The following is a 25,281-nucleotide window of genomic DNA, read 5'->3' on the forward strand; positions in this document are numbered from 1 at the left end:
GGTTACTCCAGACGTTGAAAAGTGCGGTAATGATCGGTGGTCAGGTAGATCAGGCCATCGCTGGAATAGAGCAGCCGATCGCTGCTGCGGCGGCCGCAACGGTAGTTAACGTCCGCCTCATACCAGCTGCGCCCGGCGCGCGCGGGCAGCCCGCCCTCACGATTGGCAAAGCGATCGCCGCCGATGGCGCGCCCCGGCAGCGCCTGGCAGAGATTGCCCTTTGCCGGCTCCCAGCCCTGACGACGCGCCTGCGCCTTGGTCAGATAGTAATCCGGCAGGCGCTGATGCTGGCGCAGGTAGCCGGCGACCTGACGATCGGCGGTCAGCGCGCTGATATCGCCTTTTGCCACTGCCGTGGGCGCGGCAGGCGGATGCGGGTTGAGATGAGGACGCAGGCCGATAAAAGCGGCGACCAGCACAAAAATCAGGCCGATCCAGAGTTTTTTAGACATAGTTTTCAGCAGCTAAATAACGAGGCGGCCACTATAACAGCCCGATGGTCACACCGAAACGTCCGGCGCGTCGCTGCAGTCCCGCTTAACGATCGGCTGCGGATGCCAGCCCGGCGGCAGCGGATCGGGCCGCTGAATATGCAGCTCACTCAGACGCAGCCCCGTTACGCCACTGGCGTAGAAGCCCGGCATCCCCTCCGGCCACGGCTCTACGCCCCACGGCCGTTGGGTGGCGGGATTGATGGCATAGGCGTTGTCCATCCCCATGCCGCCAGGATTAGCCGGATTGCAGGGCGGCCGTATGTCATACCCGCTCTGGTCCGGATGCGCGCTGTCGAGCTGATCGATCAGCAGATGGCTGAAGCTGATATGGCGCAGCGCGCCGGGGATTTCGCAGTGCAGATTGATGGCGCCATGCATCGTCCCGGTCAGATGGCTGAAAGTGACCCAGGCGATATCGCCGGGCACCACGTCGGCATGGCGCGGCCGGACGGAGATAAATACCGGATCTGCCTTTCCCCAGTGAACCGGCGGCCCGTAGCGGCAAGTAAAGGTGATATGGCTAAAGGCGATGCGTCGGAAGCGGCCGCCATCGCGGCTCAGCAGGCCGATGCCGCGGTTGGAATCGAGGATGGTGCAGCCGGTCACCACCACATCTTCAATATCGTCATGGGTTTCGGTGCCGATTTTCAACGCGCAGCTGTTGGAACGCAGGATCACGCCGGTGATGGTGATATGCCTTGCGGGACCGCGCAGCGGCGCAGGCTTGCGCGTGGTTTTAATGCAGATGCCGTCGTCTGCGGCGCTGAAATAGCTGTCGCTGATATGCACGTAGCGGCAACTGTCGATATCCAGCGCGTCGGTATTGGCCATGGTGAGGTCGTTATCGATGCACAAACGGCTGATGCGCACTTGCTCGCAGCCCACCAGATGCACCGTCCACATCGGTGCCTGCTCGATGGTGAAATCCTGTAGCGTAACCTGACGGCACGCCTCCAGCACCAGCATGCGCGGCCGATTGGGCAGCGGCAGCCGGTAGCCCTGACTGTCCGCCCCGACGGCGAACCAGGCGGCGGCATTGCCGTCGATACGCCCTTTTCCTTCGATAACAATATTGCTTTTGCCGCTGGCGTAGAGCAGCGCGCGCGTCGAGCATTCCGCCTGGCTTTGCGCCGGATGGGTGTAATCTTCCGGCCGGGAGCTGGCCAGCAGCGTGGCGCCTGCCGCAAGGTGCAGCGTCAGATTGGCCGGCAGCGCCAGCGATCCGATCAGGTAGGGCCCGGGAGGAATATAGAGCGTGCCGCCGCCGCGCGAGGCGATATCGTCGAGCGCACGTTGAAAACAGAGGGTATCAGGGGTTTGACCATCCGCAATGGGATGATAGTCGTCAAGGGAGATCAGCATCAGGCAGGCTCCGAAGGCAAACGGTGCCGTTATCCCATCACGGATATTATTGAAACGCTATTTCAATAAGCTGATAAGGCAGAGAAGTGTGAAATGTTTCACAACGCGGGCCGGGAAGACCGGCCCTGGCGCTCGCTCAGCTCTGCAGTGATTTACCGTGCTGCTGAACAACGCTGCGACGCCATGCGCCCGGCGCTTTGCCGAACTGGCGTTTAAAGCTGCGGTTGAACGACTGTTGCGAATCAAAGCCGAGCGAGATAGCGACGTTCAGGATCGGTTCGTTGCTGGTCGTCAGGCGGTCGGCCGATTTTTTCAGCTTCTGTGAACGAATATATTCGCCCAGCGGATAGCCGGTATGCTCTTTAAACATCCGCTGCAGGTGCCATTTGGAATAGCCGGCACGTTCGGATACCGTATCGAGATCCAGCCTGCCTTCGATATTGTTGTCAATCCAGTCGATTAAATCGTGAATAAAGGCGTCACTTCTCATCATCTCTCTCCCGTCGCCAGGGCTAATAGTATCAGTATCAGTTGCAGTTACACTTTAACGGTGACTGAATTTGCCTGAAATTGCAAATTATATTGATACATTAAATGTGGCTCCCTGCACTGCCGCCGCGACGCCGTGCGGCTTGCCGCAAGGTAAACGATTGTAAATAAAGAAATATCGCTTTGCGCCTCAGGAACCGAGAGTTTCTGCCGATACCAGTGATAGGTATGAGCTGGCGGAGTGCAGGTATGTGGTTTGTCTTGTCTGAAGTGGAAAAAATTACCCGTAAATCGCGCGCGCAGCTGGAAAACGCCATGCGTTCCGGCCGGCTGGCGTGGCGTATGTCGGAACGGGGCCAGGTGGAAATCGAGCTGAGCAGCGTGCTAAGCGCCTTTGTCGGCGAACAGGCCGGCGCGGTAAGCGCCGACGAAGCGAGCCGGCGCCTGGAGCAGCAGTGGGAATGGCTGTGGCATCCGCGCGTTGCGCGCTAGCCGCCCTGCCGCCGCGCCCCGCTCTTAGCTGTGGTGCAGGTTGGTGTCGAGAAACGCCAGGATAACCGGGACGATCGCTGACGCGTGCGTTTTCAGCGCGAAGTGCCCGGTATCATAGAAACGGATATCTGCGTCGGGCAAGTCACGTTGCCAGGCGCGCGCGCCGGCCGAAAATAGGGATCGTTTTTGCCCCAGACGGCCAGCAGCGGCGGCTGATAAGCGCGGAAATAAGCCTGAAAATGGGGATAGTTTTCAACGTTGGAGGCGTAGTCCAGCAGCAGATCCAGCTGAATATCTTCATTGCCCGGGCGCGATACCTGGAAGCCTTCAAGCGTATAGCCATTGGGCGACACCAGGCTGGGAGCGGGAACGCCCTGCAGATATTGCCATTTAACCGAGGCCGGCGTAGGGAAATCGCGCAGCGCGGCGCGATTTTCCGGCGTCGGTTCTGCCCTGTACTCTCGGCCTTTCGCTCGCGTCAGCATGAAACAGACTAACGGATGGCGTTACTGCGAGCGCGGCGGATTGAGCCGCGCCCGGCGCTGTTTATTCTGATTGCGCCCATTGATTCACAGCTCACCCGGCTCTTTTAGCGCCGGGTGCCCATAGCCATCCGCTTCCCACCTTGCCACCTTCAGCCCTCTCAGGCTGCAGCCGCCGCATTCTTCGCTTGCTCTGCTCACGGCCCTGGCTTTTCCCTGCTTAGCGTTGGCACATTGCTGAGGTGGTTATTATTTATTGCTCTATATGTATGTTGTAACTAATTTAAAGTGATTAACCTGCCTGCCTCAGGCTGCCGTGCCCGATCTCCTGATAAACAGGCCCCCGGCGGCAACAAAAAAGCCGCATTTAGCGGCTCTTTTTACAGCTGATTTCCGGCTCCGGCTCGGGCACCGCCTCGCAGCCGCTGGTATCTCGCGTTTTTAGCTCCTCCAGCGCATCTGCAACGGTGCGCCTGGCCAGCACTTTCAGCGAGGCCTCTTCCGCCTCTTCGGCTATCGCCTTAAAGTACCAGCAGGCGTTGGCGCTCACCACGCAGCGCGCCGGCACTTCCGGGCGCGACGCCCAGATTTTCTTATCTTCAATTACCGAAACATAAATATCGCGCAGGGTAATCTGATCGGCGGGACGGCCAAGATGGATAGAGCCGGTACGGCCTAAGGTAGAGACAATGATGCCGTCGCGCGTGAGCGGCACCATCAGCTTACGAATAAAGCTGGGGTTCGCTTCCAGCCCGTACGCCAGTATGGCGCTGGTGGAACGTTTACCCGACTGCTCCGCCATCGCTACGCTTAAGACCATCTGCAGAGCTGTCGGGAAGCGGTAATCTAACATTTCATCATCCTGAGTTGCGGCGAATATTGTTCTTTTTGGCACCGCGGCTGTGAAGAATCAATGCGAAATAATATAACAAACACGGTTGCTTTATTGAAGAAGGGCTCCGGCGCAAGGCACATAATCACAATTCAGCGCCTCCGGCATTGATGAAAACTGTCGCCGCCCGACAGTTTCATCTGGCGCCGCAGGCCGCTCCCCTGCCCTGACGCCGTTCTTTCATGCGGGCGCCCGATCGCGCGGCAGCTGCGCCCTGAGCAGCAGCGTCAGCAGCACATTCAATAGCGCCAGCGCGCACAGCGTCAACAGCGTTGCCTGCGCGCCAAACGAGTGGAAAAGCCAGCCGCCGACCAGCGGCGTCAGCGCCTGACCAATCAGCGCCGGACGCGCCATCCGGCCGGTAACCCGAGCGTAATCCTGCGCGCTGACCAACACCAGCGGCAGCGTGCCGCGCACGATGGCGCGCAGGCCGTTGCCCGCGCCGTAAATCAGCATGCTGGCGATCGCCAGATGCGGAAACAGCGTCAGCATCAGCAGCCCCAGCGCGACCAGCCCCACGGAGAAAAGCGCGGTCCAGATCGGATGTCCACGCTTAAAGGCGATATCCACCACGCGCGACGCCACCTGACACGGTCCCAGCACCGCACTGACCGCCAGCGCGCCGGCCAGCGAATAGCCCTGCGCCTGCAGCAGCGCGATCAGCTGCACTGAGATGGCGGTCATGATCACCGATGCCAGGGTGAAAATGGCGCACAGCAGCCAGAACAAGCGCCCCGGCAGCGCCTGTCCGCCCGGCTGTTGCGCTCGGCCCGTCGGCGCCTTCTGGCCGCCGCCCGGCGGCAGCGCGAACCGATAAGCGGGAAGCACGCTGCAGAGCAGCAGCGCGGCATAGGCGAAGCAGGCGTGACGCCAGCCCAGCCAGGCAATCAAAAAGGCGCAAAACGGCCAGACCAGCGTAGTGCAGAAGCCGGAAATCAGCGTGATGCTGGTGATGGCGCGCCGCGCCGCACCGCCGTAAAGCGTGCCGAGCGTGGCGAACAGCGCATCATACAGCCCCATCGCCATCCCGACGCCGATAACCGCCCATGCCAGCAGAAACAGCCACAGCGCATGGCTTAGCCCAATCAGCGTTAGCCCGGCGGCGATCACCGCGCCGCTGGCGGCCAGCATGGCGCGCCCGCCGGTACGGGCGATAATGCGTCCGCTTAACGGCGCCAGCAGTCCGGAAATCAGGATCGCCAGCGACAGCGCGCCGTAGATCCACTGCTGCGACCAGCCGGTTTCCTGGCTAACCGGCGCAGCCAGTACCGCCATAATATAAAAAGATCCGCCCCAGGCGACGATTTGCACTGCCCCAGCGAGACGATCCCGGCAAGGCCGGGCAAAGCGATTTTCTGTTGCAATCCGCTGTTCCTGCTTAGTCTGAAGAGGTGATCAGCTGCAGCGCACGGGCGCTGGCCTCATCGTCCGGCATATAGACCATCAGCCGATCGCCGTTGCGCGGCGCAGACCACCAGTTGTTCTGGCGCAGCGCCAGCCGGCCCGCCTGCGGGTGACAGAAATATTTGACCCGGTTTTCAATGCTGCGCAGTTCGTAACGCTGCCAGGTATCGCGGAACTCGGCGGAGCTGGCCAGCAGCCGTTCAAGAAAACCTTCCCAGACAGGATCGCCCAGATGCTCGCCCATCTGCGCACGAAACATCCCGACCATTTGCGGCATCACTTCGTGCCAGTCCGCCACGGCGCTGCGCCAGCCGGCGTGGTTAAACGCCAGCCACATGCAGTTGCGCTCCTCTTCCGGCAGCGTCTCTACATCAACATTCATCAGGCGCGCCCAGGCCTGGTTGTGGCCCATAATGTCGAAACGCTGGTTTTGCACCACCGCCGGCAGCGGATTAAGGCTGTCCAGCATGATGCGCGTATGCGCCGAAAGGCGTTCGCACGCTTTCCCCGCGCTGCCGGCCGACCAAACCTGGCCTGCAAGACGGAACAGATGCTGGGTTTCCGCCTCGTTACACTGTAACGCCGCCGCGATCGCCGACAGGGTTTTCGCTGAGGCTTTAATCTCCCGCCCCTGCTCCAGCCAGGTATACCAGGTGACGCCGACATCGGCCAGCTGCGCCACCTCTTCACGTCTCAGCCCCGGCGTCCGACGATGGCGCAGGCGCGGCAGCCCCAGCCGTACCGGATCGAGGCTTTCACGACGGCTGCGCAAAAACTCGCCCAGCAGACGATGGTTTGATTTTTCCTGGATGTCACTACGGGTGGCGTTGGTCATCTCATCCTCTTTGCTGCGCAGACAGGTAGCGCTGGTACCATGATAAGCAAGAACTGGTACCCGTTTAATGAATCGATGATGCTATGCCTCACCTGTGACAAACACAAGAGACGCATGATGAACAGAACCACGTTGGGACGGGCCGGGCTGATTGTGCTGCTGGCGGGGCAGCTGCTGCCGATGATCGATTTCTCCATTGTTAATGTTGCCCTTGACGCTATGTCTGCCAGCCTGCGGGCGTCGGCTATAGAGCTGGCGCTGATCGTAGCGATTTACGGCATCGCGTTTGCCGTCTGCCTGGCGATGGGCAGCCGGCTGGGAGACAACTTTGGTCGCCGCAAGATTTTTATCTGCGGCGTATGGCTGTTTGCCATCGCTTCGCTGCTGTGCGGCGTGGCGACCGATGTGCGCACGCTGCTGCTGGCGCGCGCGCTGCAGGGCGTGGGCGCGGCGCTGGTGGTGCCGCAAATCCTCGCCACGCTGCACGTAACGCTGCAGGGCCGCGCACACGCCCGCGCTATCGGGTTGTATGGCGGCATCGGCGGGCTGGCGTTTATTATCGGTCAGGTGATGGGCGGCTTTCTTATCGGCGCGAACGTGGCAGGCTACGGCTGGCGCAGCGTGTTTCTTATCAACCTGCCGGTCTGCCTGGCGATCCTGCTGACGGCGCGTCGCTTTATTCCGGAAACCCGCAATCCGCAGCCGCTGCCGCTGGATATCGCCGGCACCCTGCTGCTGGCGGGCGCGACGGGCAGCTTAATGGTGGCGCTGGCATTGGGGCCGGTGCTGCACTGGACCTGGCCATGCCTGTTGCTGCTGGCGCTGTTTCCGCTGCTGCTGCTGCAGCTGTGGCGCACCGAGCTGGCGCTGGAAAAACACGGCGGCGCGCCGCTCCTGCCGCCGCTGCTGCTGCGCCTGCCCAGCATGCGCTTCGGCATCAGCCTGGCGGTGCTGTTCTTCAGCTGCTGGAGCGGCTTTATGTTCGCCGTGGCGCTGACGCTGCAGTCGGGCGCGGGCATGAGCGCCTTTTCCTCCGGCAACGCCTTTATCGCCCTCGGCGTCGCCTATTTCCTGGTGTCAATCTGCTCGACGCGCATTGTCGAGCGTCTGGGCAAACGCGCAACCCTGCTGCTGGGCTGCGCCATTCAGATGAGCGGCCTGCTGCTGCTAATGGCGACCTTCTATTACGGCTGGGCATCGATCGGCGTGCTGACCCTGATGCCCGCCACGCTGGTGATCGGTGGCGGACAGGCGCTGATCGTCAGTACTTTTTACCGTATCGGCATGGCCGATGTGCCGCGCGACTATGCCGGCGCCGGCAGCGCCACGCTGTCGACGGTGCAACAGGCTGCTTTCGGCATGGGCCCGATGGCGCTGGGATCGGTGTTTACCCAGATGCTGCTGCAGGGCGACTATCGCCACGCGGTGCTGGCGACGCTGGCGGTGGAGTGGCTGCTGATGCTGGCGCTGGCGGCGCGCACCCTGTGGTCGCGCCGTACCTTCGCTGTAGCCGCCTGCCGGCAAACGGCTGCGCCGCAGGAATAACAGCCGGGGCCGGATTTGCCGGCCCTTTTATTTATCCCTGAAGAGGTAAATCCGCTGATATTACCGCTTCCTCATAAATTCTGAATATTCCCGCAATAATTATTCGAATAATTTGAAACATATTTATGACGCCTCTCCTTTTACGTGACGCCGGAAGAAATTAATAATCATTCTGGCTTAGCGTCTCTCTCCTTTTGCACCCAAATTTATTTAAGCTGTTGTTTTATAAAACAAATAATCCAATTCCCCACCCTGATTCAGGTTTGGTCATTATTATTTTTTACAATAAATACTGCTTAATTGGCTTTTCGTTTAAATTCGCTATATAAAATTCATTATGTTGCAATTTATTTCATAGCTAAGGAGTAGATGATGGCTAAATATTACTACGTGAATAAAAAAACAGGGCGTTCCGCTATTCATCGGGTACATACCGCCGACTGCCCTCTCCTTGCGCCATTAGAAGAGCGTTTCTTTCTCGGCACCTTTTATTCGCAGCTGGATGCGGTCAAGCAGGCGCGCAAATATTACCTGCGGGCGGAGATCTGCGAGAGCTGTGGTCAGCGCCCGCTGAAAAAGCCCTCAATGAAAAAATCGGCGCTGCCTGCCGCCCCGCTGCTTTCCTGTTGACGCGTTAACGCGCTGACGCCGCGTCGTTAATGTTACGCGCGGCGCCGGAGCGCGCGGCCGGCTCGGGTTCTTGCTAAACCATCCCGGCTCTATGGCGGGCGATCTAAACAGCCCCGTTATATGACCGGCGGCGGACGATTTCAGTCCCCCCAGCTATGTAACCGGCGGCGGACGATTTAAATCTCCCCGGCTATGTAACTGGCGGCGGACAATTTAAATCTCCCCGGCTATGTAACTGGCGGCGGACGATAATTTTTTTTAACCGACTGTTTCGCTCACGCTATAAATCGACCACAATAGATAACAAATGTGATGCACATCACTCTTTGGTGATAAAAGCATCAATCCTGTTTACTGTTTTTAGCGTCTGGCATCGATTTAATCCCATGCAAACACCTGTATCCCGTAAAACGGCCTGGCTACGCGTTGTCCTGCTGGCTGTGGCAGCTTTTATTTTTAACACCACCGAGTTTGTGCCGGTGGGCCTGCTTTCCGATATTGCCGCCTCGTTTTCGATGAAAACGCCAGAAGTTGGCGTCATGTTGACGATTTATGCCTGGGTGGTAGCGCTGATGTCGCTGCCGCTAATGCTGGCGACGCGCAATATGGAGCGTCGCCTGCTGCTGACCGGTATTTTCCTGATTTTTTTCCTGAGCCATATTCTGTCGCTGATGGCGTGGAGCTTTTGGGTCCTGGTCGCCTCGCGCGTCGGCATCGCCTTATCGCACGCCGTGTTCTGGTCGATCACCGCCTCGCTGGCGATCCGTGTCGCGCCCGCCGGCAAAAAAACGCAGGCGCTGAGTATGCTGGCGACCGGCACCGCGCTGGCGATGGTGTTAGGCGTTCCGATTGGCCGCATCATTGGGCAGTATCTGGGCTGGCGTATCACCTTCGGCATGATTGGTGCCTCGGCGCTGGTACTGATGCTGATGCTGATCAAGCTGCTGCCGAAGCTGCCCAGCGAGCATACCGGTTCGCTCAGCAGCGTGCCGATGCTGTTTAAGCGCCCGGCGCTGGTCAGCATGTATCTGCTGGTGACGCTGGTGGTAACAGCGCACTATACCGCCTACAGCTATATCGAGCCGTTTATGCAGATCATCGCCTCACAGGGCGAGAACTTCACCACTTTCCTGCTGCTGATCTTTGGCTCGGCGGGTATTGTGGGCAGCATTATCTTCAGCGTGCTGGGTAATAAGTTCCCTTCCGCACTGCTGCTGAGCGCTATCGGGTTGATTACGATCTGCATGGGGCTGCTGCTGTTCGCGGCGGTGCATCCGTTTGCGGTATCGGTGCTGTGCATTGTCTGGGGCATGGGCATGATGACCATCGGCCTGGCGATGCAGGTGCGCGTGCTGTCGCTGGCGCCGGACGCCACCGACGTGGCGATGTCGCTGTTTTCTGGTATCTATAATATCGGCATCGGCGCTGGCGCACTGCTCGGCAACCAGGTCAGCCTGCACTTTAAGATGGCGGACGTAGGCAACGTCGGGGCTATTATCGGCCTGCTGGCGCTGTTCTGGTGCATCTTTATCTTCCGTCGTTATCCGCAGCTGCGCAGCAATGGCTGATTAAGATTGCCTGTGAACAGAGGGCGGATATCACTATCCGCCCTTTTTTATAGCTGCGTTTTACGGCTGATGGCATGCCGCCGCTGGCACCCGCTCACCCGCGCGGGCGCTTATGCGCGGTGCGACGCGCCCGGTTCATGGCGCCCGCACGCGTCAGCGGCTATTCCAGATAAAAAACCTGTTTTAGCGGCTGGCTTACCGGGCTGTTATCTGGATTCGCCGGCATCAGTTCGCGCATGGAGGCCCACCAGCGCTGGCATACCTCGGTTTGCGCCACCGCTTCCCAGCGCGACTCCGATTCTATCTCCACGCAGGCGAACAGCAGGCTGCGCTGCTCATCAAGGAAGATGCTGTAGCGATGCGCGCCGTGCGCCTTCAGCGTTTGCTCCAGCTCCGGCCAGATGGGCGAATGCCGCTGCTGATAGGCTTCATGGCAGTGCGGATAGACCTGCATCACAAAAGCTTTACGCAACATGGGCCGGCCCCGTATCCAGCGCCGCCTGCCACGGCTCAACGTTAAAACGTTGCCCCAACGCAATCAGCTGTTCGGTGGTGATACTCTGACGCAGGCCGCCCATGGAGATCACTTTCACCAGCACCTCGGATGATTTTTCAGCGGTATCGATCAGGCCGAACGTCTCATCCAGCGTCGGCCCGGCGCCAAAGATGCCGTGGAAAGGCCACATCACCAGGCTGTGCGCCTGCATCTGCTGCGCGGTGGCGTCGCCGATCTCATCGGTGCCAGGCACCATCCAGGGCACGATGCCGACGCCGTCAGGGAACACCACCAGGCATTCGGTGCTGCCCTCCCACAGCAAGCGGGTAAAGCGCGCCGAATCCAGTTCCACCACGTAGCTCAGCGCCATAAAATTCGTCGCGTGGCAGTGCATGATCACCCGATCCGCGCCGTGGGTACGCAGCTTGCGCACGCTGTGCGACTGGAAATGCGAGGCCAGCTCCGAAGTCGGCACGCCGCCGTTCGCCAGCCCCCAGTGAATTTTATAGGAGAGGCCTTTCTCATCCACCTGCAACAGTGCCAGGCTGTCCGCCGGATCGAGCTGCACATTGCGGAAAAACTTGCCGGAGCCGGTAACGATAAACCAGTCGTTCGCCAGGCCGGGCGCCGGGCGGCTCAGTTCGATGCAACGCGGATCGGCGACAAAATCCTGTTTAAAGGGCGCCACCTCTTCCGGCAGCAGACGCATGCTGACGTTGCCGCCGTTGCGTTCGTCCCATCCCTTCAGCCACATATCGCTGGTGGCCTTCACCATTCCCTGAACGAACCAGGAAGAAAGAATCGATTGCATAGCGTCATCCTTACCGTTGACTGAGGGTCTGTTCTTCATAATCGCGCACGCTGCGCAGCCAGCTGGCGTCCGCCGGGACATCGTGACGCAGGCACCACATCTCCCATACCGCCTGCCAGGGCAGCGATTTTTGTTCTTCCAGCAGCGCCAGCCGCGCGGTGTAATCCCCCGCCGCCTCCAGCGCCCGCAGTTTAGCGGTCGGCTCCAGCAACGCCCGCAGCAGCGCCTTTTTGGCGTTGCGGGTGCCGATCACCCAGGCGGCGATGCGGTTGATCGAGGCGTCGAAGAAATCGAGGCCGATATGCACCTTGTCGAACAGCTTCTGCCGCACGATCTCCTGGGCGATCGCCAGGGTTTCATCATCCAGCAGCACCACATGATCGCTGTCCCAGCGCACCGGACGGCTAACGTGCAGCAACAGGCGCGGCACGTAGAGCATCACGGTGGAGATTTTGTCGGAGATCACTTCGGTAGGATGGAAATGGCCGGCGTCCAGCGTCAGCGCGGTTTGCCGACTGGCGGCGTAGCCGAGGCAGAACTCGTTCGAGCCGACGGTGTAGCTCTCGGCGCCAATGCCGAACAGCTTGCTCTCCACCGCGTCGATATGGTGGGCCGGGTTCAGCTTCTCGGCCAGCACCTCATCCAGCGACTGCATCAAACGCTGACGCGGCGCGAAGCGATCGATGGTGAGATCCTTCATGCCGTCCGGCACCCAGATATTCATCACCGACGGGCTACCCAGCTGCTCGCCGAACCAGGCGGAGACGTGACGGCTGGCCTTGCAGTGATCGATCCAGAACTGACGCACGCCCGCGTCGGCGTGGGAGAGCGTAAAACCGTCCGCGCTCAGCGCATGGGAAAAGCAGGTCGGGTTGAAATCAAGCCCGAGCTGACGCTCTTTCGCCCAGCTGACCCAGTTGGCGAAGTGCTGTGGTTCGATCGCATCGCGCGCTACCGGACGATCGCTTTCAAGATAGATAGCGTGCAGGTTGAAGCGTTTCGGGCCGGGGATCAGCCCCAGCGCCAGATCCACATCGGCGCGCAGCTCGTCGGCATTGCGCGCGCGGCCCGGATAGTTGCCGGTGGCCTGAATGCCGCCGGTCAGCGCCCCCTGCGGGTTTTCAAAGCCGCGCACGTCGTCACCTTGCCAGCAGTGCATGGAAACCGGGATCTTATCCAGCCGGGACATGGCGGCCTCGACATCGACGCCGGTATCGGCGAATCGCTGTTTCGCCAGTTCAAAAGCCTGTTCTGTAAGCCTGGTCATAAGCACAATTCCTTACGCGGTTGTTTCAGCGCCTGAAAACGCGACCAGCCGTCGGTTAGCGCGCTGTCTGTGAGAGGGTGAATAAGCTGGGAGGGAAAATTTTGCGCCACGCAGCGGCGGAACGCCTCAACGTCCGCCAGCGCGCCGCAGGCGATCAGCTGGCTGCCGATATTGCCAAGCGTGGAAGCCTCGACCGGCCCGACGCTAACCGGCAGCCGGCAGGCGTTGGCGCAGAGCTGGTTGAGCAGCGGGTTCTGGCTGCCGCCACCGACGATATGCAGGCGGCTCAGGGGCGCCCCGCGCAGCGTCGACAATTCTTCCGCCACCTGGCGATAGAGCAGCGCCAGGCTGTCGAAAATCGTCCGCGCCAGCGCCACCGGGCTGTGCGGCACCGGCATCGCCTGCCCGGCGCAGGCATCCTGAATTTCACGCACCATGCTGGCCGGGTTGATAAAGCGGGCGTCGTTGGCGTCGATCAGCGCCTGGCAGGCGGGATAGCGTTCCGCTTCGGCAATCAACGCGCAGAGATCGTCAATCTGCAGTTCGTCGCAGACGCGCTGCAGCAGCCAAAGCCCCATAATGTTTTTCAGCACCCGATAGCGCCCTTCCGCGCCGCCTTCATTGGTGACATTAGCGCTGAGCGCGGCGGCGCTGTTGAATGGCGTCGCGCTTTCAAAGCCGAGCAGCGACCAGGTGCCGGAGCAGAGATAGGCCTCATCGGACGAGGCGAGCGGCGTCGCCAGCACCGCGCTGGCGGTATCGTGCGTGGCGACCGCCACCAGCGGAATGCGCTGCCCGCAGCGGCTCTGCCAGACACCGACGTGCGTGCCTGGCTGACGCGGCGCGCCAAACCACGCCGGGCGGGCACCCGCCCAGCTGAGCAGCTGGCTGTCCCACTCGCCGGTCTCCAGGTTAAGCAGCTGCGTGGTGCTGGCGTTGGTATATTCCCAGTTAAGCTGCCCGGTGAGCCGGTAGTGCAGATAGTCCGGGATCATCAGCACGTGAGCGACCTCGTCCACCTTATCGGGGTGCGCCTGGCTAAAGGCGCGCAGCTGGTAAAGGGTATTAAACGGCAGGAACTGAATGCCGGTATGCTGCCAGATCAGATCGCGTCCCAGCTCGCGCTGCGCCTGCGCCATCACGCCGTGGGTGCGCTGGTCGCGGTAGGAGACCGGCAGGCCGACGCGCTCGCCCGCCCGATCCAGCATTACCACATCTACGCCCCAGGTATCGATGCCGATGCTTTCCGGCACGATGCCGCTGGCCAGCAGCTGCTCCAGCCCGTCGCGGATTGCCTGCTCCAGCGCGTCGAGATCCCAGCAGTCATACCCTTGCGTCTGGTGGCGGCGGTTGGCGAAACGGCCAATCTGCTCCAGCGTCAGCGATTGCGTTTCCGGCTGGTAGCGCGCCAGCATGATGCGGCCGCTTGAGGCGCCGAGATCGATGGCAACAAAATTGCGGTGGGTCATAAGATTCGCTTCCTGATGAAACATGCTCACCAGTGTAAAACGTTGCGAATTCGCTACCTTACTGACACTGCCACTCTTGTCGCCGCGCTGGCAGGGGCGTAAAGAAAGACGTGAAGCAATTCACAGTTCTGTTTTTCATCCGCTCAACATAACGGTGTGACAGTCGCCTCAATTCTGAATATTTCCAGCGGTTTCTTGAAAAATTAACCGCTTAAGCCTGTTTTGCGGTGCAAAATTCAAGGTAAGTTAAGCCCGCGCTGGCTAGTATCGGTCGCACGCAGGCAAACGAGGACGCATCATGACCGTGTTACACAGCGCTGATTTCTTCCCCAACGGCGACCTGCCGGTGGCGATCGAGCCAAGGGCCCCACAGGGCGTTTTTCCGGAACATCACCATGATTTTCATGAAATCGTCCTGGTGGAACAGGGGGCGGGGATCCATATCTTCAACGGCCAGCCGCAATCGCTGTGCGGCGGCTGCGTCTGCTTTGTGCGCGATCACGACAGGCACCTTTATGAGCAGACCGAAAACCTCTATTTGACCAACGTGCTGTGGCGCGGCCCGCAGGCGTTTCGCTTTCTCGCCGGGCTGCAGGATCTGCTGCCGCAGGAGCGCGACGGCCGCTACCCTTCCCACTGGCGCATCAGCAATCGGGTGATGGCGCAGGCGAAAGCGCTGGTGACGCAGCTGCAGGATCCAGACGGCGGCGACGCCACCGAGCAGCGCGTGCGTCAGGAGCTGACGTTTATGCAGCTGCTGGTGCTGCTGCGCCAGGGCGGCCGTGAACAGGAGAGTGACGCCCAGGAGGCGCGGCTGCTGCGGCTGCTTGACTGGCTGAATGAACATTACAGCGAAGAGGTCGACTGGGATGCGCTGGCCGATCGCTTTTCGCTCTCGCTGCGTACGCTGCATCGGCAGCTGAAGCAGCAAACCGGCAGCACGCCGCAGCGCTATCTCAACCGGCTGCGGCTGTTACAGGCGCGGCACCTGCTGCGCCACAGCGATATGCGCATCACGGATATCGCATTTCAATGCGGGTTCGGCGACAGCAACCATTTTTCAACGCTGTTTCGCCGCGAATTTGGCTGCGCACCGCGCGCCGAGCGACAACAGATGTGGTAAAGGGAGAACAGGATGGGGCTGATACTGGCGAAGGCGGATTATTTTCCCTCGGAGGCGATGCCGGTCGCGGTGGCCGATCGCACGCCGCAGCCCTCTTTTCCGCCGCATCGTCATGAGTTCAGTGAAATCGTCATAGTCTGGCGCGGCAACGGCCTGCACGTGCTTAACGATCGCCCCTGGCTGGTAACCTGCGGCGACCTGTTCTATATCCAGCACAGCGACTGCCACAGCTATGAATCGGTGAACGATCTGGTGCTGGATAATATTCTCTACTGCCCCGAACGCTTTCGTCTTGGGCTCGACTGGTCGCTGCTGCTGCCGCTGGACGCCGCCGACTATCGCGCTCACTGGCGCCTGACCACGCGCGGCATGGCGCTGGCGCGCGGCGTAATCGTGCAGCTGGAGCAGGAGAGCCGTAAAACTGACCTGCTCTCTATGCAGCTGGCGGAGGCGCTGTTCCTGCAGCTGGCGCTGATTTTACGCCGCCACCGCTACGTCGCCGAGCGCGCCGGGGAGCTGCCGGAAGGGGAACAGCTCGATCTGCTGATGTCGGCGATTCAGGCGAGCCCCGCCCGCTCATTCGATCTTGCCGCCTTTTGCCATCACAACCGCCTGAGCGAACGCGCCCTGAAGCAGCTGTTTCGCCAGCAAACCGGCATGACCATCGGCCACTATCTGCGTCAGCGGCAGCTTTGCCAGGCGAAATACCTGCTGCGTAGCACCGACCTGCTGATTGGCGAGGTGGCGGCACGCTGCGGCTTTGACGACAGCAATTACTTTTCCGCCGTGTTCACCCGAGAAACCCATTTCACCCCCAGCGCCTGGCGCCAACGCTTCGAGCGCGCCGACAACACCGCGCCGCCGGTAGCGGAACGGCAAAAATAGGCCGCTTTGTCGCAGGCGCGCGGCGCAGGTTTTGCGCCGCGCGGCCGCCCTGCTCTTATCGCTTAGCCCGCCATCCCCATGCCGACGATATTCGCCGCCAGGATAATCACCAGGCACCCGACTGACAGCACGCTGACCGGGCGACGCCCGACCGCATGCCACTCTTTCATCAGCAGGCCGACGATGCCGCCGCACAGCACGTAGAGACTCATATGCAGCATCCAGCTGACAAAATCATACTGCGCCGGAATATTGGCGTGCCCCCAGGCGTAGAAGAAGAACTGCAGGTACCACATCAGGCCGCCCAGCGCGGCGAAGGCGATATTGGCGCCCAGCAGCGGTTTCGCCAGCGAAAAGTCGGCGCGGATCGAGAGCGAAGGCTTTACCGCCAGGCGAATAAAGCAGTACGCCAGGTTAACCAGCGCGCCGCCGCCCATGATCACCACATAGCTGGGCAGCGCCACGTAGAGTGGATTGATGCCGGCCGCCGCCGCCGCTTCGTGCATCGGCTTCGCCGCGTCCATGGCGAACGACATGCCAGCGGAGAAAATGCCGCACAGCACCGCCAGCACCAGGCCCTTCTTCAGGTTGAACTCTTCGGCACTGATGCCGAGCGCGCGCTCTTTCAGGAAGCCGGCGCGCGAGACGATAGCGACGCCCACCAGCGCGATCAGCACGCCCAGCAGCGTCATGCGGCCGCCGGTGGAGCTGAACAACACCATAAAGCGCCCCTGCAGCAGCGGCGTCATCAGCGTGCCCACCACCAGCGTAATGCCGATAGCGATGCCGATACCCATCGACATGCCGAGATAGCGCATCGTCAGCCCGTAGTTGACGTTGCCGATGCCCCACATGGCGCCGAAGAGAAACACCGGCGTCAGCTGCGCCAGGGTGAACTGCTGATAGTAGCCCCAGAAGTCGGGCAGCAGCACGGCGCTGACCGCCCAGGGGAGGATCAGCCATGACATTACGCCGCCCACTGACCACATGGTTTCCCAGGACCAGTGCCTGACGCGTTTAAACGGGGCATAAAAGCAGGCGGCGCTGGCGGCGCCCACCAGATGCCAGAAGATGCCGGCAAGGATTGCGTTGTTCATCGTTATTCCTTAGTAAGGTTGAGGCCAGCGGGAGACACGCTCCCGGTTACCGCGAGTCTAAAGAGTTCATTTCCCTGTCAGCCTTTCGCTGACTGCCCGCCTGTGAGCCCCGGTGGCAAAAATCAGCAGGTGGCCTCGATAACGATCACAAATTGATTACATTGCCCACGCCAACGCGGGCAATGCGGCTGGTCAGGCTAACCCCCTGTACAGAAAGGTCATTTTCCGTTTATGCCTGCCTGCGCAGGTGAATTCGCGCATTTTTGCCAGTTGTCAGGTCAGCCTGGCAACCAGAAGAAGGTGCTGAGAACTTTCCCAGGTCAAGGTGTGCCAACGCAACAGTTTTATATCTTTTTATTAACAACAGAGTGCAAAGCGACTAACGGAGAGCGGGCAGATGGCAACCAGTCAAAAACAGATGTTTATCGACGGCGAATTTCAGTCCCATCAGGGCGCGTGGATTGAGGTGATCAACCCGGCAACAGAAGCGGTTATCGCCCAGGTGCCGGAAGGCAGCGCGCAGGATGCCCGCCGCGCCATCGATGCCGCCGCCGCGGCGCAGCCGGGCTGGGAAGCGCTGCCGGCGGTGGAGCGCGGCCGCTGGCTGCATAAGATCGCCGAGGGTATTCGCCAGCGCGAGGCCGAGCTGACCGCCGTCATCGTCGCCGAAGGGGGCAAAACCCAGGGGCTGGCGCAGACCGAAGTGCTGTTTACCGCCGACTACCTCGACTACATGGCGGAGTGGGCGCGCCGTTACGAAGGCGATATCGTGCAAAGCGACCGGCCTGACGAAAATATCTTTGTATTTAAGAAGGCGATCGGCGTCACTACCGGCATTCTGCCGTGGAATTTCCCTTTTTTCCTTATCGCGCGCAAGGCGGCGCCGGCGCTGATCACCGGCAACACCATTGTGCTGAAGCCCAGCGAAGTAACGCCGGTCAACGCAGCGATATTTGCGGAGATCGTACAGCAGGTCGGGCTGCCGAAAGGGGTCGTTAATTTCGTGTTTGGCTACGGGCCGGTGGTAGGCCAGGAGCTGGCCGCCAACCCGAAAGTGGGCATGGTAAGCCTGACCGGCAGCGTCAACGCCGGGATCCAGACCATGGCCGCTGCCGCGCAGAACGTCACCAAAGTCTCGCTGGAGCTGGGCGGCAAAGCGCCAGCTATTGTGATGAACGATGCCGATCTCGATCTGGCGGTCAGGGCGATCGTCAGCTCGCGCATGATTAACAGCGGCCAGGTGTGCAACTGCGCCGAGCGGGTCTACGTGCAGGAAGAGATCTACGACGCCTTTATGACGCGCCTGACCGCCGCCTTCAGTAAGATCACCTGGGGCAACCCGGCGGAGCAGCGCGATATCGATATGGGACCGCTGATCAATGCCGACGCGCTGAAACGCGTTGAGGAGAAAGTGGCGCGCGCCGTGGAACAGGGCGCGCGGCTGGTCACCGGCGGCAAACGCGCCGGGACTACCGGCTATTTCTTCCCGCCTACGATCCTGAGCGGCGTAACGCAGGAGATGACGATTATGCGCGAGGAGATTTTCGGCTCGGTGCTGCCGGTGGCCACCTTCCGCACGCTGGACGAGGCGATCGCGCTGGCCAATGACAGCGACTACGGCCTGACCTCGTCGCTCTATACGCAGAGCCTGAATACGGCGATGACCGCCCTGCGCCAGCTGAAATTTGGCGAAACCTATATCAACCGCGAGAATTTCGAGGCGATGCAGGGATTCCACGCCGGCTGGCGTAAATCGGGCATTGGCGGCGCAGATGGCCGGCACGGGCTGGAGGAGTACCTGCAGACGCACGTGGCTTATTTGCAGTTCAGCCCGTCCTGACAACCGGCAGCCGGCCCCCCTTTTGTTACAGTGTCACAAAGGCGTCGATGATTGATCTCGTCGACGCCTTTTCTGTTTTCTTTACACTCTTCTTAAGGAGCGATCGGGCTGGGCAAAAAGCGGTGCCATGCGCGTTTTTTGTTACAGTGTCACAAGGGCGGCGATGATTCCCCTCGTCAGCGCCCTTTTCACACCCTGGCTTTCAGGGAGCGATCAGGCTGCCGCGCAGCGGAGGGAAAGCGATATTTTCGCCACCAATCAGCTGCAGCGCGCGCTGCGCCAGCATATCCAGCGGCCACGCCATCTGCGGCATCTCCGGCGCGCCGACCACCGGCACCGCGCCGTCGAGGCTAAAGACCATCACCTCCTGCGGCACCTGGCGCTGGAAGCGGCGCAACAGCGCTATCGCCTCGCGACTTTTGATGTAATCGGAAACCAGCAGCGCATCGAAGGCGATATGACGATTGATCAGCGTTTGCAGCGCCACGCTGACCGACTCCTCGCTGCCGCAGACCAGCTGGCGGTTATAGGGCAGCGCCACGCTCTCCAGCGCATCGCAGTAGCCCGCCAGCACCTGCTCCGCCGCCTCGCCGCGGCTGAAGTTGATCAGCACGATTTTGCGGCGCTGCTGGCTGAACAGATAGTGGCAGGCGGTCAGGCTGGCGAACTGGTAATCGATCGCCAGCTGCGGGCCGTCGCCGCCGTCGAGACAGTCAATCAGCACCGCCTGCTTCGCCTCGTCGGGCAGCGCAAAGCGCGCGCCGACCACCATCACCGCGTCGCAGCGCCCCGCGCCCAGCTCCTCCATCGCCTGCGCCACCGCCGGCGCGCTGTTGGCGAAGCGCAGCAGCAGATGCTTGCCATCCTGGCTCAGCGCCTTTTCCAGAGCCTGCAGGTAGCCGGTCGCCTGCTGCACATGCTCGGTGGCGCAAATCACGCCGACGCAGTGCGTTCTCTGTCGGGTAAGCGACTGGGCGATCACGTTAGGTTTGTAGTTGAGCTTTTCAACGGCACGCAGTACCGCGTCGCGGCTCTCCTCTTTCACGCCCCGGCTGCCGCTCAGCACCCGGGAAACGGTCGCTTTTGATACTTTAGCCAGGCGCGAAACATCATTAATACTCGCCATAGGTCTCCGTTGTTCTCCGCTCTTTCGCTATTTTTCGTCCAGGGTAAAGCCATTTTCGCTGGCGACGCGCGCAAACCACTCGCCGCTTTTTTTCACGCGGCGCTGCTGACTGTCAAGATCGAGCTGTACAAAACCGTAGCGGTTTTTGTAGGCATTGCTCCACGACCAGTTATCGATAAAGGTCCACATATGATACCCCAGGCAGCGCGAACCTTCCTGCAGCGCGCGGTGCAGCCAGATCAGATGATCGCGCACAAATTCGATACGGTAATCATCCTCGATACGGCCGTCGCGGGCGAAACGCTGCTCATCCTCCACGCCCATGCCGTTTTCGGAGATAAAACAGCGTGGATTACCGTAGTTTTGCCGCAGATCGCTGAGGATGTCATAGATGCCTTTTTCATAGATTTCCCAGCCGCGATAGGGGTTCATTTTGCGGCCCGGCATCGCATAGTGATCGAAAAACCATTCGGGCATAAAGGGGCTGTGTGGATTGACCAGCGCATCACGGCACTTCACCCGACGCGGCTGGTAATAGTTAACGCCGAGCAGATCGACGCGCCCGGCCGCCAACAGCGCTTCGTCGCCGGGCTGGCAGACCGGCAACTGTTGATGCTCCTCCAGCAGCGCCACCAGCGCCGGCGGGTAGCGCCCCAGCAGCGCCGGATCGAGAAAGCTGCGGTTAAAGAAGAGATCGGCGATGTGCGCCGCCTGCTGGTCCGCCGGATGCGATGAGCGCGGATAGGAGGGCGTCAGATTGAGAATAATGCCGATTTCGCCCTGATGGCCGCCCTCGCGGAAACGCTGTACCGCCTGCGCATGCGCCAGCATGGTGTGGTAAGCCACGGTGGCGGCGCGCCGGAAGTCGACCACGTTTGGATAGTGGAAATCGTAAAGATAACCCCCTTCTACCGGCACAATCGGCTCGTTAAAGGTAAACCAGTGCTTCACCCGATCGCCGAACAGGCGGAAACAGGTTTGCGCATAGTCGGCATAAGCCGCCACCACCTCGCGGTTTTCCCAGCCGCCCGCCTGCTGCATCGCCATCGGCATATCGAAATGAAATAGGTTGATAAAGGGGGTAATGCCCTGACGCAGCATTTCATCAATGATCTGGTTATAGAACGTCACCGCCTCCGGATTGACCGCGCCGCGCCCTTCCGGGATCAGGCGCGACCAGGCGATCGAGGTGCGGAACGTGTTATGGCGCAGGTGTTTTAGCAGCGCGATATCTTCGCGCCAGTGCTGATAAAAGGTCGAGGTCTCTGCCGGGCCAATCTGACGGTGAAAGCGTGTGGGCGCCTCGTCGAACCAGCGATCCCAGACGGTGGCGCTTTTGCCGAAGCTCAGGCTTGCACCTTCGGTCTGCGGCGCGCTGCTGGCGCTGCCCCACCAGAAATCTTGTGGAAACTGATATTCCATTTAACGGTTCCTCTCAGGGTGTGGGTAAACCGGCGTCGGGTGCCGCTGCCGCCTGCCTGGCCTGCGCATCCTGCTCCTGACGCAGCAGGCTGCGCTCCCAGGCCTTCACGAACGGCAGGTAGATCAGCGCAGAGAGTGTCATACAGCACAGGCACATAATTACCGGGCTAAAGGCCCAGTTGGCGGCCCACGAGGCGCCGATCGGCGCGGGGGTGGTCCAGGGCGCCATCGATACCACCTGCGCCACCCAGCCCAGTTTGGTGGCAGTCCAGGCGAAGACGGCGTTGATCATCGGCACCAGAATAAAGGGCACGAAAAACAGCGGGTTCATAATGATCGGCATGCCGAACAGGATCGGCTCGTTGATATTAAAGAAGCTGGGAACGATGCCCATTTTACCGATGGTGCGCAGGTGCGCGGCACGGCTTTTCAGCAGCAGAAACGCCAGCGGCAGCGTCGACCCAACGCCGCCGATCAGCAGATAAAAATCCCAGAAGCCCATCAGATAGGTGTGCGGCAGCGTTTGTCCCGCCTCCAGCGCCGCCTGGTTCGCCGCCAGGTTGGTCAGCCAGAACGGGTTCATAATGCCGGTGACGATCAGCGCGCCGTGAATGCCGGCAAACCACAGGATCTGGCAAATCAGTACCGATAGCAGTACCGCCGGCAGCGTATCGGAGGCGGAAACCAGCGGCTGCAGCAGATGCATAATCGCTTCCGGAATGATCATGCCGGTCCAGGAGGCGACCAGCAGATTGAGCGGATGCAGCGTCGCCACAATCACAATCACCGGGATAAGGATTTCAAACGAGCGCGCCACGCCGGTTGGCACCTCTTTCGGCAGGCGAATGGTGATGTTTTTGCGCTTCAGCAGCGCGTAGATCTCGGTAGTGTAAATTGCGGTGAGGATTGCGGTGAAGATGCCCTGCCCGGAGAAGTAATCGGTGGCGATATGGCCGTCATGATAGGGCGCGGCCACCAGCAGAAAACCCATCAGCGCCAGCAGGCCGGTCATCACCGGCTCCAGCTTGTAGTGGCGTCCCAGGCTGGCGCCGATGCCGGTGGAGATAAAAAAGGTCATCACCCCCATGCTGAGATAGTAAGGCAGCATCAGCTGATCGCGATGGCGCAGCGAGAAATCGAGCCAGCCGCGGGCGAAAGCCCACTGGCTGTCGGCGGCGAACGGCGGGAAGATAAACACCAGCATAAATGAGCCGATGATCATAAACGGCAGCGCCGCGACGAAACCGTCGCGGATAGCGATCACATGCCGCTGCTGGCCCACGGCGCCCGCCAGCGGCGTGATCTTGCGCTCGATGATATTAATTAAGCCCTGATAAAGTGACGACATCATGCCACCCCTTTCTGCTCGATCAGCTGCAGGGCGTAATCCAGCACTTTATCGCCGCGCATGGTGCCGTAATCCATCATGTTGATGGTGGCGACCGGAATGCCGACCCCGGCGCTCTTCGCCGCCAGCGTCTCCTGCATATATTTCACCTGCGGCCCCAGTAGCACCACGTCGTAGCTGGCGAAGCGCTCATCGAATTCGGTGGCGCTGAAAGCGGCGATATCCGCCTCCAGCCCACGGCTCGCGGCTTCATCCTGCATTTTTCTCACCAGCATGCTGGTGGACATTCCGGCGGAACAGCAAAGCATAATCTTGTACATGGCATGCGCCCTCTCACGGTTTCGACCCCCTATAGGAAACAAAACGGAAACCGGTTTCCATCACCAGCGCGGCAATTTGCGAGAGAGTTCATGATTCAGCGACGGGAAAAGAAAGGGGCTGTGATTTTGTTCACGAAAATTAATCAATCGGGCGGCGCGGGACGCCGCCCGACAGGCTACTTCATATCGACCTGATAGAAGATATGTTTGCCGAAAGGATCGATCTGATAGCCGCTGACGCTGTTGCGCACCGGTTCAAAGATAGTGGAATGGGCGATCATCACCGCCGGCGCCTGGTCATGCATCATCTGTTGCGCCTGTTGGTAAAGCGCGATGCGGCGGCCATGGTCCTGCTCGGTGCGCGCGGCGTTGATCAGTTTTTCAAACGGCTGATAGCACCACTTTGCGGAGTTAGAGCCGCCGTTGGCGGAGGTGCAGCTGAACAGCGGGCTGAAAAAGTTATCGGGATCGCCGGTGGCGGTGGTCCAGCCCATCAGCGCCGCCTGATGCTCGCCGTTTTTCACCCGCTTCAGGTACTCGCCCCACTCATAGCTGACAATGCGCGCCTTGATACCGACGGCGGCCCAGTCCGCCTGGATCATCTCCGCCATGCGGCGTGCGTTGGGATTATAGGGGCGCTGTACCGGCATCGCCCAGAGATCGATGGTAGTGCCGGGCTTAATGCCTGCCTGCTGCAACAGCCGTTTCGCCTGCTGCGGATCCCAGGGGTAATCTTTCAGCGCGCTGTCGCTGCTCCAGACGTCCGGCGGCAGCAGGTTTTTCGCCACGCTGCCGGTGCCGTGGAAAATGGCGTCGATAATTGCCGGCTTATTGATCGCCAGGGTAAGCGCCTGCCGCACCTCGACCTTATCCAGCGGCGGCTTTTGCGTGTTAAAGGCGAGGAAGCCGGTGTTCAGGCCCGATTTCTGCATTAGCGTCAGATCGGGGTTCTGACGGATGCGCGGCAGATCGGCGGGATTAGGAAACGGCATGACCTGACATTCGTTTTTTTCCAGCTTGGCGTAGCGCACCGAGGCATCCGGCGTAATGGTAAACACCAGCCGATCCAGCTTCGCTTTGCCCTGCCAGTAGTCGGGGAACGCTTTATAGAGAATGCGCGAATCTTTCTGATACTGCACCAGCTGGAACGGCCCGGTGCCGATCGGCTGCTGGTCGACACGCTCCGGCGTTCCCGCCTTCAACATCTTATCGGCATATTCGGCGGAGTGAATCGAGGCAAAATACCAGGCGAGATCGGCAAGAAACGGCGCTTCCGCATGGGCCAGGGTAAAGCGCACGGTATGATCGTCCACCTTATCGATCTTTTTGATCAGCTTGCCGAACTCCAGGCTTTCAAAATTGGCGTAGGTGCCGCCGGAGACCTGATGATAGGGATTTTTAGGATCCATCTGCCGCATAAACGAGAAGATCACATCGTCGGCATTGAGCGGGCGCGTTGGAGTAAAAGTTTTGCTGCGGTGAAAAGGGACATCTTTACGCAGATAGAAAGTGTAGACCGTACCGTCTGGCGAGATCTCCCAGCGTTGCGCCAGGCTTGGCTCCAGCTCGGTGGTGCCGGTTTTAAACTCCACCAGCCGGTTAAAGATCGGCACCGCGCTGGCATCCACGCTGGTGCCGGAGGTGTAGAGCTGGGGGTTAAAGTTTTCCGGCGAGCCTTCCGCGCAGTAGACCAGGGTTTTCGCCGCCGCCGTGGCGCTGAACAGCAGCATCAGCGTCGCGCACGTTACTGTTTTTTTCATCTCCACCCTCACTTTTCGTTGACTTTGCCCGCTGGCGATGTGTAAAACCAATTAACATCTGGTTAATAAATAACACGTTTTCCTCGCCGGCAGAATGGCGAAAACGCCTTAATAAGGAAGCGCT

The 25,281-nt window shown here is 60.4% G+C and carries 23 protein-coding genes and 1 pseudogene; 7 read left to right on the plus strand and 17 right to left on the minus strand.

The window, feature by feature from the left end; all coding sequences use genetic code 11:
• Positions 1-2 precede the first annotated feature (2 nt).
• The 3 genes from C2E15_RS10605 to C2E15_RS10615 all read right to left on the minus strand — a co-directional run bounded on the left by C2E15_RS10605 (position 3) and on the right by C2E15_RS10615 (position 2,346).
• Positions 3-452: a ribonuclease domain-containing protein gene (locus C2E15_RS10605; RefSeq protein WP_104957335.1), complete on the minus strand. Its 450-nt coding sequence runs from the start codon at positions 450-452 to the stop codon at positions 3-5.
• Between the two features lie 48 nt (positions 453-500).
• Complete coding sequence (locus C2E15_RS10610; RefSeq protein WP_104957336.1) at positions 501-1,856, minus strand: glycoside hydrolase family 28 protein; 1,356 nt, start codon at positions 1,854-1,856, stop codon at positions 501-503.
• A gap of 136 nt (positions 1,857-1,992) precedes the next feature.
• Positions 1,993-2,346 (minus strand): helix-turn-helix domain-containing protein, encoded by a 354-nt coding sequence (locus C2E15_RS10615; RefSeq protein WP_104959149.1) that lies wholly within the window; start codon positions 2,344-2,346, stop codon positions 1,993-1,995.
• Positions 2,347-2,594: 248 nt separating this feature from the next.
• Here C2E15_RS10615 and C2E15_RS10620 point away from each other — a divergent pair, with 248 nt between their 5' ends.
• Positions 2,595-2,837, plus strand: a complete 243-nt coding sequence (locus C2E15_RS10620; protein WP_104957337.1) for a hypothetical protein — start codon at positions 2,595-2,597, stop codon at positions 2,835-2,837.
• A 24-nt stretch (positions 2,838-2,861) separates the two neighbouring features.
• Here the strand turns inward: C2E15_RS10620 and C2E15_RS10625 are convergent.
• From C2E15_RS10625 to C2E15_RS10640, 4 genes and pseudogenes are all read right to left on the minus strand, one after another.
• Positions 2,862-3,301, minus strand: a pseudogene (locus C2E15_RS10625) (alpha/beta fold hydrolase); the annotation flags it as partial.
• A 385-nt stretch (positions 3,302-3,686) separates the two neighbouring features.
• Positions 3,687-4,172: an efflux pump transcriptional repressor OqxR gene (gene oqxR, locus C2E15_RS10630; protein ID WP_104957338.1), complete on the minus strand. Its 486-nt coding sequence runs from the start codon at positions 4,170-4,172 to the stop codon at positions 3,687-3,689.
• 219 nt (positions 4,173-4,391) lie between these two features.
• Complete coding sequence (locus C2E15_RS10635; RefSeq protein ID WP_104959150.1) at positions 4,392-5,486, minus strand: MFS transporter; 1,095 nt, start codon at positions 5,484-5,486, stop codon at positions 4,392-4,394.
• Positions 5,487-5,589: 103 nt separating this feature from the next.
• Positions 5,590-6,450, minus strand: a complete 861-nt coding sequence (locus C2E15_RS10640) for a helix-turn-helix transcriptional regulator (protein WP_104957339.1) — start codon at positions 6,448-6,450, stop codon at positions 5,590-5,592.
• A 117-nt stretch (positions 6,451-6,567) separates the two neighbouring features.
• Between C2E15_RS10640 and C2E15_RS10645 the strand changes: the two genes are divergently transcribed.
• From C2E15_RS10645 to C2E15_RS10655, 3 genes are all read left to right on the plus strand, one after another.
• Positions 6,568-7,995, plus strand: a complete 1,428-nt coding sequence (locus C2E15_RS10645) for an MFS transporter (protein WP_104957340.1) — start codon at positions 6,568-6,570, stop codon at positions 7,993-7,995.
• A gap of 369 nt (positions 7,996-8,364) precedes the next feature.
• The gene (locus C2E15_RS10650) at positions 8,365-8,625 is read left to right on the plus strand and encodes a hypothetical protein (RefSeq protein ID WP_146108546.1); all 261 of its coding nucleotides are present in this window, start codon (positions 8,365-8,367) and stop codon (positions 8,623-8,625) included.
• Positions 8,626-9,011: 386 nt separating this feature from the next.
• Entirely contained in the window at positions 9,012-10,193 is a 1,182-nt protein-coding gene (locus C2E15_RS10655; RefSeq protein WP_104957342.1) for a sugar transporter, read from the plus strand.
• A 160-nt stretch (positions 10,194-10,353) separates the two neighbouring features.
• On the opposite strand, the gene rhaM is transcribed toward C2E15_RS10655, so the two are convergent.
• From rhaM to rhaB, 4 genes are read right to left on the minus strand one after another with little or no spacing between them, the layout of a single operon-like run.
• Positions 10,354-10,668 carry an L-rhamnose mutarotase gene (gene rhaM / locus C2E15_RS10660; RefSeq protein ID WP_104957343.1) on the minus strand — a complete coding sequence of 105 codons (315 nt, stop codon included), beginning with the start codon at positions 10,666-10,668 and terminating at the stop codon, positions 10,354-10,356.
• Positions 10,658-11,500: a rhamnulose-1-phosphate aldolase gene (gene rhaD / locus C2E15_RS10665; RefSeq protein ID WP_104957344.1), complete on the minus strand. Its 843-nt coding sequence runs from the start codon at positions 11,498-11,500 to the stop codon at positions 10,658-10,660. The genes rhaM and rhaD overlap by 11 nt, the downstream gene beginning before the upstream one ends.
• A 10-nt stretch (positions 11,501-11,510) precedes the next feature.
• The gene (locus C2E15_RS10670) at positions 11,511-12,767 is read right to left on the minus strand and encodes an L-rhamnose isomerase (protein ID WP_104957345.1); all 1,257 of its coding nucleotides are present in this window, start codon (positions 12,765-12,767) and stop codon (positions 11,511-11,513) included.
• Positions 12,764-14,236, minus strand: coding sequence for a rhamnulokinase (gene rhaB / locus C2E15_RS10675; protein WP_104959151.1), 1,473 nt, complete (start codon positions 14,234-14,236; stop codon positions 12,764-12,766). The genes C2E15_RS10670 and rhaB overlap by 4 nt, the downstream gene beginning before the upstream one ends.
• Positions 14,237-14,534: 298 nt before the next feature.
• Between rhaB and rhaS the strand changes: the two genes are divergently transcribed.
• Together rhaS and rhaR are read left to right on the plus strand one after the other, a co-directional pair.
• Positions 14,535-15,359 carry an HTH-type transcriptional activator RhaS gene (gene rhaS, locus C2E15_RS10680; protein ID WP_104957346.1) on the plus strand — a complete coding sequence of 275 codons (825 nt, stop codon included), beginning with the start codon at positions 14,535-14,537 and terminating at the stop codon, positions 15,357-15,359.
• 12 nt (positions 15,360-15,371) lie between these two features.
• Positions 15,372-16,244: an HTH-type transcriptional activator RhaR gene (gene rhaR, locus C2E15_RS10685; RefSeq protein ID WP_104957347.1), complete on the plus strand. Its 873-nt coding sequence runs from the start codon at positions 15,372-15,374 to the stop codon at positions 16,242-16,244.
• A 62-nt stretch (positions 16,245-16,306) separates the two neighbouring features.
• On the opposite strand, the gene rhaT is transcribed toward rhaR, so the two are convergent.
• A complete protein-coding gene (rhaT, locus tag C2E15_RS10690; RefSeq protein WP_104957348.1) occupies positions 16,307-17,341 on the minus strand; it encodes an L-rhamnose/proton symporter RhaT in 1,035 nt (344 codons plus the stop codon).
• A gap of 397 nt (positions 17,342-17,738) precedes the next feature.
• On the opposite strand from rhaT, the gene aldA reads away from it, so the two are divergent.
• Positions 17,739-19,181 carry an aldehyde dehydrogenase gene (gene aldA, locus C2E15_RS10695; RefSeq protein ID WP_104957349.1) on the plus strand — a complete coding sequence of 481 codons (1,443 nt, stop codon included), beginning with the start codon at positions 17,739-17,741 and terminating at the stop codon, positions 19,179-19,181.
• Between the two features lie 202 nt (positions 19,182-19,383).
• On the opposite strand, the gene C2E15_RS10700 is transcribed toward aldA, so the two are convergent.
• The 5 genes from C2E15_RS10700 to C2E15_RS10720 all read right to left on the minus strand — a co-directional run bounded on the left by C2E15_RS10700 (position 19,384) and on the right by C2E15_RS10720 (position 25,157).
• Positions 19,384-20,307, minus strand: coding sequence for a LacI family DNA-binding transcriptional regulator (locus C2E15_RS10700; RefSeq protein ID WP_104957350.1), 924 nt, complete (start codon positions 20,305-20,307; stop codon positions 19,384-19,386).
• Between the two features lie 27 nt (positions 20,308-20,334).
• Positions 20,335-21,729: a glycoside hydrolase family 1 protein gene (locus tag C2E15_RS10705; RefSeq protein WP_104957351.1), complete on the minus strand. Its 1,395-nt coding sequence runs from the start codon at positions 21,727-21,729 to the stop codon at positions 20,335-20,337.
• A gap of 13 nt (positions 21,730-21,742) precedes the next feature.
• Complete coding sequence (locus C2E15_RS10710) at positions 21,743-23,077, minus strand: PTS sugar transporter subunit IIC (protein WP_104957352.1); 1,335 nt, start codon at positions 23,075-23,077, stop codon at positions 21,743-21,745.
• Positions 23,077-23,397: a PTS sugar transporter subunit IIB gene (locus C2E15_RS10715; RefSeq protein WP_104957353.1), complete on the minus strand. Its 321-nt coding sequence runs from the start codon at positions 23,395-23,397 to the stop codon at positions 23,077-23,079. The genes C2E15_RS10710 and C2E15_RS10715 overlap by 1 nt, the downstream gene beginning before the upstream one ends.
• 176 nt (positions 23,398-23,573) lie before the next feature.
• Positions 23,574-25,157 (minus strand): ABC transporter substrate-binding protein, encoded by a 1,584-nt coding sequence (locus C2E15_RS10720; RefSeq protein WP_104957354.1) that lies wholly within the window; start codon positions 25,155-25,157, stop codon positions 23,574-23,576.
• Positions 25,158-25,281 lie beyond the last annotated feature (124 nt).

Source organism: Mixta gaviniae (assembly GCF_002953195.1).
GTDB classification, from domain to species: Bacteria; Pseudomonadota; Gammaproteobacteria; order Enterobacterales; family Enterobacteriaceae; genus Mixta; species Mixta gaviniae.